The organism is Microcoleus sp. PH2017_35_SFW_U_B (assembly GCF_020737865.1).
GTDB lineage: Bacteria > Cyanobacteriota > Cyanobacteriia > Cyanobacteriales > Microcoleaceae > Microcoleus.
In genome coordinates this window covers 150,717-158,893 of the sequence record NZ_JAEQDE010000028.1, presented here as the reverse complement: position 1 = coordinate 158,893, position 8,177 = coordinate 150,717, and the positions used below count along the sequence as shown (strand labels likewise).

The 8,177-nt window shown below is 46.4% G+C and carries 5 protein-coding genes; 2 read left to right on the top strand and 3 right to left on the bottom strand.

Annotation, left to right across the window (positions count from 1 at the left end; genetic code table 11):
• From JGK36_RS06545 to gatB, 3 genes are all read right to left on the bottom strand, one after another.
• On the bottom strand, positions 1-241 hold a 241-nt coding region (locus JGK36_RS06545), incomplete at its 3' end, for a Uma2 family endonuclease (protein WP_293196957.1).
• A 38-nt stretch (positions 242-279) separates the two neighbouring features.
• Positions 280-1,446: a pentapeptide repeat-containing protein gene (locus JGK36_RS06540; RefSeq protein ID WP_293196956.1), complete on the bottom strand. Its 1,167-nt coding sequence runs from the start codon at positions 1,444-1,446 to the stop codon at positions 280-282.
• Positions 1,447-2,672: 1,226 nt separating this feature from the next.
• Positions 2,673-4,178 carry an Asp-tRNA(Asn)/Glu-tRNA(Gln) amidotransferase subunit GatB gene (gene gatB, locus JGK36_RS06535; RefSeq protein ID WP_293200851.1) on the bottom strand — a complete coding sequence of 502 codons (1,506 nt, stop codon included), beginning with the start codon at positions 4,176-4,178 and terminating at the stop codon, positions 2,673-2,675.
• Between the two features lie 265 nt (positions 4,179-4,443).
• Between gatB and JGK36_RS06530 the strand changes: the two genes are divergently transcribed.
• Complete coding sequence (locus JGK36_RS06530; RefSeq protein ID WP_293179892.1) at positions 4,444-4,680, top strand: hypothetical protein; 237 nt, start codon at positions 4,444-4,446, stop codon at positions 4,678-4,680.
• A 91-nt stretch (positions 4,681-4,771) separates the two neighbouring features.
• Positions 4,772-8,059, top strand: coding sequence for a PAS domain S-box protein (locus JGK36_RS06525; protein WP_293179895.1), 3,288 nt, complete (start codon positions 4,772-4,774; stop codon positions 8,057-8,059).
• The last annotated feature ends 118 nt before the right edge of the window (positions 8,060-8,177 follow it).

The window sequence follows — 8,177 nt, the reverse complement described above, 5'->3', positions numbered from 1 at the left end:
GTTCGGTATCATCTGACAAAATAATCGGTTCCTGTACGCGCACGCGAGCGCGTCTTGCCAGTAAAATGATTAACTCCTCAACTAAAAGAGTATTACAAATCGAATGAAGCCTACCTTTGGCAGCCATTTTGATAATTTCTCCGCGAATCAATTCAAATCGGTTATCGGATTCAAAAAATCCCAGTTCTGCCAAACGGTCATATTCGGCGATCGAGAATCGTTTTGCAGTTACGGCAGTCATAGCTTTTATTCCCCTCTACAATTACCAACATTCCTATTTTACTCGAAAATCCCGCCCCGCGCGCTCAACTCAACTTTGACCCCTTCCGAAATCCCCAAACAACCAACAAACCTCGCATTCTCCACTACCACATTTTTTAAATCAGCGCGGCTTAAATCTGCACCGTTTAAATTTGCACCGCTCAAATCAACACCGCTCAAGTCAGCATTTTTGAAATCAGTGTTTGTCAAATTCGCATTAACTAAAATTGCATTCGGTAAATAAGCACTGCTCAAATTAGCTCCGGTTAAATTTGCACCGGTTAAATTTGCCCTCGGCAGCTTGGTTCGCAAATCTGCACCGCTCAAATTGGCGCTGCTGAGTTCAGCATCCCGCAAATTAGCATTGCACAAAGTAGCATCAATTAAAATAGCAGAACTCAGCAAAGCACCGCTGAGATCTGCCAAGGTCAAATCTGCACCTTGGAGGTTGGTTTCGCGTAAATCTGCACCGTTCAAATCAGCGTAGTTCAAGTCAAAATTCCTTAAATCAGCTCCGGCAAAATCTTCGACGGGATTCAAACCAACTGTTTCTGCAAGTTGGACAAAATCATGATGTTTGTCGGTTAAAAACAGTTCCCGCACGATCGCCAATTGCTGCTGTCGGTACTCGTCGGCTTTCTCGTAATCGGCTAAATATTTGTAAGCCAGCTTCAAACTCTTGAGAGCACTGCGCTCAACGCGATCGTCCTGGTGGGCGCGCGCCATCGACAATTGCTGCTGATAACACTCGATCGCATCGGGCAAATTTCCATTAGCATCGCAAGCCAGGGCCAAATTGCCCAAAGCTTCCAACTCTCCGCGAAAGTCGCCAGTCTCTCGCGCGATCGCCAAACGCTGCTGCTGGTAATCAATAGCACCAGAAAAATCTTCAAGGGCACAGCAAGCATTGCCCAGATTTCCCAAAGCATTTGCCTCGCCCCGGCGATCGCCAATTTCCCGCGCTAACACCAAATGCTGCTGATAACAGTCGATCGCGCGATCGTAATTCAAGAGCGCCTCGTAAGCCACGCCCATATTACCCAACGCTGCACCCGATCGGCGCTTATCGTCCATTGAGCGATACAGCGTCAGGGCTTCCTGCCAAGAATCCAGCGCCGCCTCAAATTGGTGCGCCTGATATTGCAAAATCCCTTGCTTGATTAGCTCGCTAGCTTGTTCGCTCATGCTGTCAAAATCACTTAATAACTCAAGTTGATATTAATCGACTTCCAGCGGTAATTGCTAATGGGTAATTGCTAATGGGTAATTGCTAATGGGTAATTGCTAATGGGTAATCGGCAATCAGTATGGCCAACTCTCGCCATTGTCCCCTCTCCCATTCTCCCCATTCAGACAAAAAAAGGAGAGTCACCTCAGTAACTCTCCCGACCATCAGGGTGCATCTCTGTAACATGATATAACATATTGAGAATGAGGGGCAAAGCCCAGTTTGTCAGGCTTTGATGAAAAAGTATAGCTGGCGCAACGATTTAAACCTTGCGGGCTGAAGATTGGCAGTTGCTTCAGGTATCTTCCTTCGTGACAAGCGTCCTCGCGGTTCCACAATTCGGGATTCTTCCAAGCAGAAACCGCTCATCAGTATTTTCACGTCCGTGCCCCACAAAAAAAGACAAAAAAAAAGAGAGAGCTACGGAAGTAACTCTCCCTGCCATCAGGGTGCATCTACATAACAGACTATAACACATTAGGGATGAGGGGTGACACCATCTTATGTAAAATTTTAATGAAGAAGTATAGCTAGCCCAAGCGCCTCAAACCTTTACATATCAAGATTGCCAGCTTCTTATTGTCTATTTCTGACTGTCTTTAGCATTTTCCTGCTGCGATTATTCGGTATTGGTCCAGCCAGAATCTTGCGATCCGTATTTTTACGACCGTAGTCACAAAAAAAAAGACAAAAAAAGAGAGAGCTACGAAAGTAACTCTCTTTGCCATCAGGGTGCATCTACATAACACAATATAACACGACAGGACTGAGGGGTGATACCCCCAAATGTGAAGATATTGTCAAGAAATGTATACTTAATTGTAAAGTTACCATGAAGCGGGAAGGACGGGCTCAGGAAAAACCGATTGCCCGCTACTCTATCCGCTACACGATACCACGATTGAAACCTTCCAGAAACCGCTCATCCGTATTTTCACGTCCGTGTCCCACAAAAAAAAGACAAAAAAAAGAGAGAGCTACGGAAGTAACTCTCCTTGCCATCAGGGTGCATCTACATAACAGAATATAACACAACAGGCATGAGGGGTGATACCCCTAAATGTGAAGATATTGTCAAGAAATGTATACTTAATTGTAAAGTTACCATGAAGCGGGAAGGACGGGCTCAGGAAAAACCGATCGCCCGCCACTCTATCCGCTACACGACTCCTTTAACGACTGCTTAGGCTGGGCTGTTAAGCTTGGCTGCCAGCAACTCATTGGTCAATTTGGGATCTGCCCGGCCGCCTGTTTCTTTCATCACCTTGCCGACGAAAAAGCCCAGCAGCTTAGTTTTGCCAGCCCGGTACTGTTCGAGCTCCTTGGGATTGGCGGCCAACACTGCATCGATCGCGCGATCGATCGCCCCTGTATCAGAAATTTGAATCAAACCCTTGCTTTCAACCAACTTCTGAGGCGAACCGCCGTTTGCTAGTAACTCCGGCAAAATATCCTTAGCGATTTTGCCGCTGATCGTGCCAGCATCAATTAGCCCCAGCAGTTCGGCCAAATCCTGCGGTTGGAAAGGAATTTGTGCGATCGCCAGTTTCTCATTTTTCAGATAAGCAGTGATATCGCCCATCACCCAATTCGCAGCGCCTTTAGCCACAGCACCGGCGGCGATCGACTTTTCAAAATACTCAGCCACCGCTTTGTCGTCAGTCAAAACCCGCGCGTCGTAGGGAGAAAGACCTAGTTGAGTTTCGTAGCGGTATCGTTTTTCTGCTGGCAATTCCGGCAGTTGAGCTTTCCAATCGTGCAGTTGATCTGCCGAAACTTCGATCGGAGGCAAATCCGGTTCCGGGAAATAGCGGTAATCGCTCGCACCTTCCTTAATCCGCATACTGAAAGTACACTGCTTGTTTTCATCCCAAAGCCGCGTTTCTTGGATGATGGTTTCGCCATTTTCGATCGCTTGAATTTGCCGCTCGATCTCGTAATCGATCGCCCGTTCGATCGCATTAAAAGAGTTCATATTTTTAATTTCCACCTTCGTGCCGAACTCTTTTCTGCCAACGGGGCGCACCGAAATATTCACGTCGCAGCGCAGGGAACCTTCCTGCATATTCCCGTCGCCGACACCGATATAACGCACGATCCGGCGCAATTCTTGACCGTACTCGGCAGCTTCCGCGCCCGTTCGCAAATCCGGTTCCGAAACAATTTCGATTAAAGGCACGCCGGCGCGGTTGTAATCTACCATTGAATAAGTAGAACCGCTGAGGCGATCGCTACCGCCGTGAACCAATTTCCCTGCATCTTCCTCCATGTGCAAGCGAGTGATTCCGATTTTTTTTCTAGTAGAATTGCCCGTCTCGTCCACCAGTTCAATTTCTATTGAACCGTTAGTAGCGATCGGCAAATCGAACTGAGAAATTTGATAATTTTTTGGCAAATCGGGATAGAAATATTGCTTGCGGTCAAACTTACTGTAAGGTGCGATTTCGCAGTTAAGAGCTAGCCCTGCCTTCACTGCATACTCCAGCACTTTTTGATTTAATACTGGCAACACTCCAGGCATCCCCATACAAATTGGGTCAATGTTAGTATTTGGAGCATTACCAAATTCTGTAGAAGAGCTGGAGAAAATTTTAGTATTCGTACTCAATTGACAGTGAGTTTCGAGACCGATAACAGCTTCGTACTGAGTTTTAACTGATGTAGCAGCAGTGCTAGAAGCCCATCCCACAAAAATCTTTTTTCTTGTGGGATGGGCTTCTAGCCCGTCCCAAAATTTGGTTAAAAGGATTTTTGCAAGAGGTCTATTATATTTTAGCTGTTTATTGACGAAACCGACTTGGGAGTATTTGTCGGCTAGGGACGGTTTTTACTTCACACCGGCAGAGTTCGCAAAAAAGATCGATCGACCATTTGGGCCACTGGTGGCTAATAATTGACTTCCCTGGGTTAGTTTTCCCCCGCCGCGCTCCTCTTGCTGGCGATCGGCACACCCAATGCTCTACTACGGATGCGCGATCGGCTCGCGCACAGATCTGCCTCAGTATTATTTCGACGCCACGGGAACACAATCCTGTGCAAAAATATACAGAGCAGAGTGCGCCCGTACTTGGGTGAGGAGAGTTTTGGGGCGATCGATCGCAAGTGCCGATCTGCACGCTAAACCTATACCTGCCGTCTTTAATAGCACCGCCGCCACTCAAAATCGGCGCCACGCACAAATTAAAAAGTAAAAATGTATAATTTAACAATAAACTACACATTTTTAATTGTTAAAGTTTAATTTAAAAGTCTCAACCTAACACTTGCTTAACTGTCAAAAATATGCCTGAAATTCCAGTGGAAAGTGCCGCACTGTTTCAGAACAGCATCACTGAGCTAGAGGAGGTGGAATCAGCCCTCGAACTCGCTTGGAACGAACTCGAAAAACAAACAGCAGAAACCATTGCTCAGATAGCCAAAGCCGGCGCCGCAAACGCACAGGAAATCAGCGAGCGCTTTGTCGCAGCCAAGGAACTCCGCCAGCAACTTCAAACCAAAATAAAACAAGCCAACTCGCAGCGGGAATTTCACCTAGAAAACTCGCCAATGGCAGTTCTAGAGTGGGATAGCGAACTGCGGGTAGTGCGGTGGTCGCCAATGGCCGAACAAATATTTGGCTGGAGTGCAGCAGAAATAATCGGCCAATACTGGCACGAATGCTCAATAATTTATCCAGAAGACTTCGAGCAAGTCAGCGCTGCGGCAAATCAAATGTTTTACAGCAGAGAACCCCGCAACGTTTGCCGCAACCGCAACTCTACCAAAGATGGCTCAGTAATTTACTGCGAGTGGTACAATTCTGCACTAATCGATGCAGAAGGAAAATTAGTTTCAATTCTGTCTTTTGCCACAGACATCACCGAACAGCACCGCACTCAAGAACAACTTCGCCAGCGCCAACAGGCCTTCAGCGCCCTCGCGGAAAATGCTACCGATATCATAGCGCGGTTCGATCGAGAACTGCGCCACCTTTACGTCAACAAAGAAGTCGAACGAGCCACCGGAAAACCCCCCTCAGAATTTATCGGCAAAAGCAACAAAGAATTAGGAATGTCCCCCCACATTTGCAACCTGTGGGACGAAGCGTGTGTCAAAGTTTGTCGCACCGGCAAACAAGAAACCATCGAATTTGACTTTCCCACTCCCGATGGGACAAAATACTATCAAAGTCGAGTAATTCCCGAATTTGCTGAGGACAATTCAGTAGAAACAGTTTTAAGCATCACCCGGGACATCACAGAAATCAAACAAGTCGAAGCTCAGTTGCGTCAAAGCGAAGCTAGGTTTAGGCGCGTAGTTAACTCTAATATTATCGGCATCTTTTTTTGGGAAATTAATGGTCAGATTACCGACGCAAATCAAGCTTTTTTAAACCTAGTAAAATACACAAGACACGATTTGCTTGAAAAAAAAATTAGCTGGCTAAAAATGACACCGCCAAAGTACCGCAGCCTAGACGAACAAAAACTTGCAGAAATGACAGTTACCACCACAGCTATTCCCTATGAAAAAGAATACATCTGCTCGGACGGCAGCCGCGTTCCGGTGCTGCTAGGCGCTGCATTTTTAGAAGGAAGCCAGGAAGTTGGGGTGAGTTTTGTGCTGGATTTGACACAGCGCAAACAAGCTGAATTAGAGCTGCAAAAACAGCAACAACTTTTAGAAAGCATTGTTACAACCCTCCCGAACTTTCTGTACATTTACGACACAGAAGCACAGCAAAATATCTATGCCAATGCAGCCGTCACAGCCATCCTGGGCTACACTCCCCAAGAAATGCAAGAGTTGGGTACAGAAGCTATTTCTAGCTTAGTTCACCCCGAGGATCTGCACAAGTTAAGTGCAAGTATGCAGTTGCTGGAAAACAGCACCAACCCTCACGCTACAAATGACACTGACTACAGAATCAAACACAAAAACGGCGAATGGCGGTGGGTGCACGATCGATCGACAATTTTCAAAAGAACCCCAGGGGGACAAATTCAGCAAATTATCGGTTCGATACTCGACATCAGCGATGCCGTGGCGGCAGCTACGCAACGCAAACAAGCCGAAGAATCCTTAAAAGAGCAAAACGAAGTGCTGCAAACAATCTTCGACAACGTGCCAGTCATGCTATCATTCTTGGGACATAGCGGTGAAATAGAGTGGGTAAACCGCTACTGGGAAAAAGTGCTGGGCTGGAGTTTTGCAGAACTCAAAAACTACGATATCTTTGCCGAATGCTACCCGCAGGCAGAATACCGCCAATACGTTTTGGATGAAATCCAAGCAGCAACTGAGAACTGGAAAGACTTCAAAACAACAGTTAGAGACGGGCGAATAATTGACACTACTTGGGCAAATATTCGTCTCTCCGACGGCCGACACATCGGCATCGGTCAAGATATCAGCGATCGCAAACGAGCCGAAGCAGAACTCAAACAGCTCTACGAAACTTTAGAAGTTCAAGTTGCCCAGCGTACCGCCGAACTTGAAACTTTTTTTGATGCTTTACCCGATCACATTTTTGTTGTAGAACGCGAAGATATGCGTCAGGTTTTTGTCAATCAACCTTTGGCAAAAATGGCAGGGTTCAACAGCCGAAAAGAAATGCAAGGAAAAACCGTGTCTGAGTGTTTTTCCCCTGAAGTTGTCACAAAATTTGTGCGTGAAAACTTGCTGGTATTTGAATCAGGTGAAACTCTACACTTGCAAGAAAAATTTGTATTGTCCGGCGATACTGTTTACTTCGACACTTTTAAAATTCCTCTCAGGAATCTCGATGGCGAGGTTTATGCTTTAATTGGCACTTCTCGCGATATCACTGAGTTGGTTGAGACAAAACAAGCTTTGTCGAAACGCACTGAGCAATTAGAGGCTGCTAATCAAGAATTAGAATCTTTTTGCTATTCTGTTTCCCACGATCTCCGCGCTCCTTTACGCCATATTTCAGGTTTTGTTAATGCTTTGAAACAACGCTTAGAATCAACTGAAATCTTGAACGATCCTAAAATCGTTCACTACATGGAAGTGATTGATGATAGCAGCCAAAAAATGAGTTTGTTGATTGACGGTTTACTCGCTCTTTCGCGGGTGGGCCGCACCGAGTTAGTGCAAATTCCGATCGATCTCACCCGCCTGGTGCAAACTGCGATTAAATTGACTAAACCCCGAACAGCCGGAGATCTGGGCCCAACTCCCGACAGCGTTGAATTTGCCGTCGGAGATTTGCCGACGGTGATGGGAGATCCCACCTTGCTGCAACAGGTGTTCAGCAACTTGATTAGCAACGCCGTCAAGTTCAGCCGCGGACGCACTCCGGCTACAATAGTTATTGATTCCTTACCTGATGGAACGATTTTTGTCAAGGATAACGGCGTGGGTTTTCCGATGGAATATGCCGATCGACTTTTTGGAGCCTTTGTGAGGCTGCATTCCCAGAGAGAATTTGAAGGTACGGGGATCGGTTTGGCGATCGTCGGGCGGATTATTCACCGCCACGGCGGCACGATTTGGGCAGAAAGCATACCTAGTCAAGGAGCCACGTTCTACTTTAAACTAGGCAAACAATCTCAAACAGCAATGTAGATTCGCAAGTGACCAGTATATAGCAGTTCTCAGAAAGATCGGGTACGCTTGGGTAATCGGGAAAAAGGTAATCGGCAATCACCGAAAAGCTTGCTGTTCAAAAGCTTTCTGGCACATT

What these genes read in the sequence shown, in the direction of transcription:
- JGK36_RS06530 (WP_293179892.1), top strand. Translation starts at nt 4,444, where the DNA reads ATGCTCTACTACGGATGCGCGATCGGCTCGCGCACAGATCTGCCTCAG.
- JGK36_RS06540 (WP_293196956.1), bottom strand. Translation starts at nt 1,446, where the DNA reads ATGAGCGAACAAGCTAGCGAGCTAATCAAGCAAGGGATTTTGCAATAT.
- JGK36_RS06525 (WP_293179895.1), top strand. Translation starts at nt 4,772, where the DNA reads ATGCCTGAAATTCCAGTGGAAAGTGCCGCACTGTTTCAGAACAGCATC.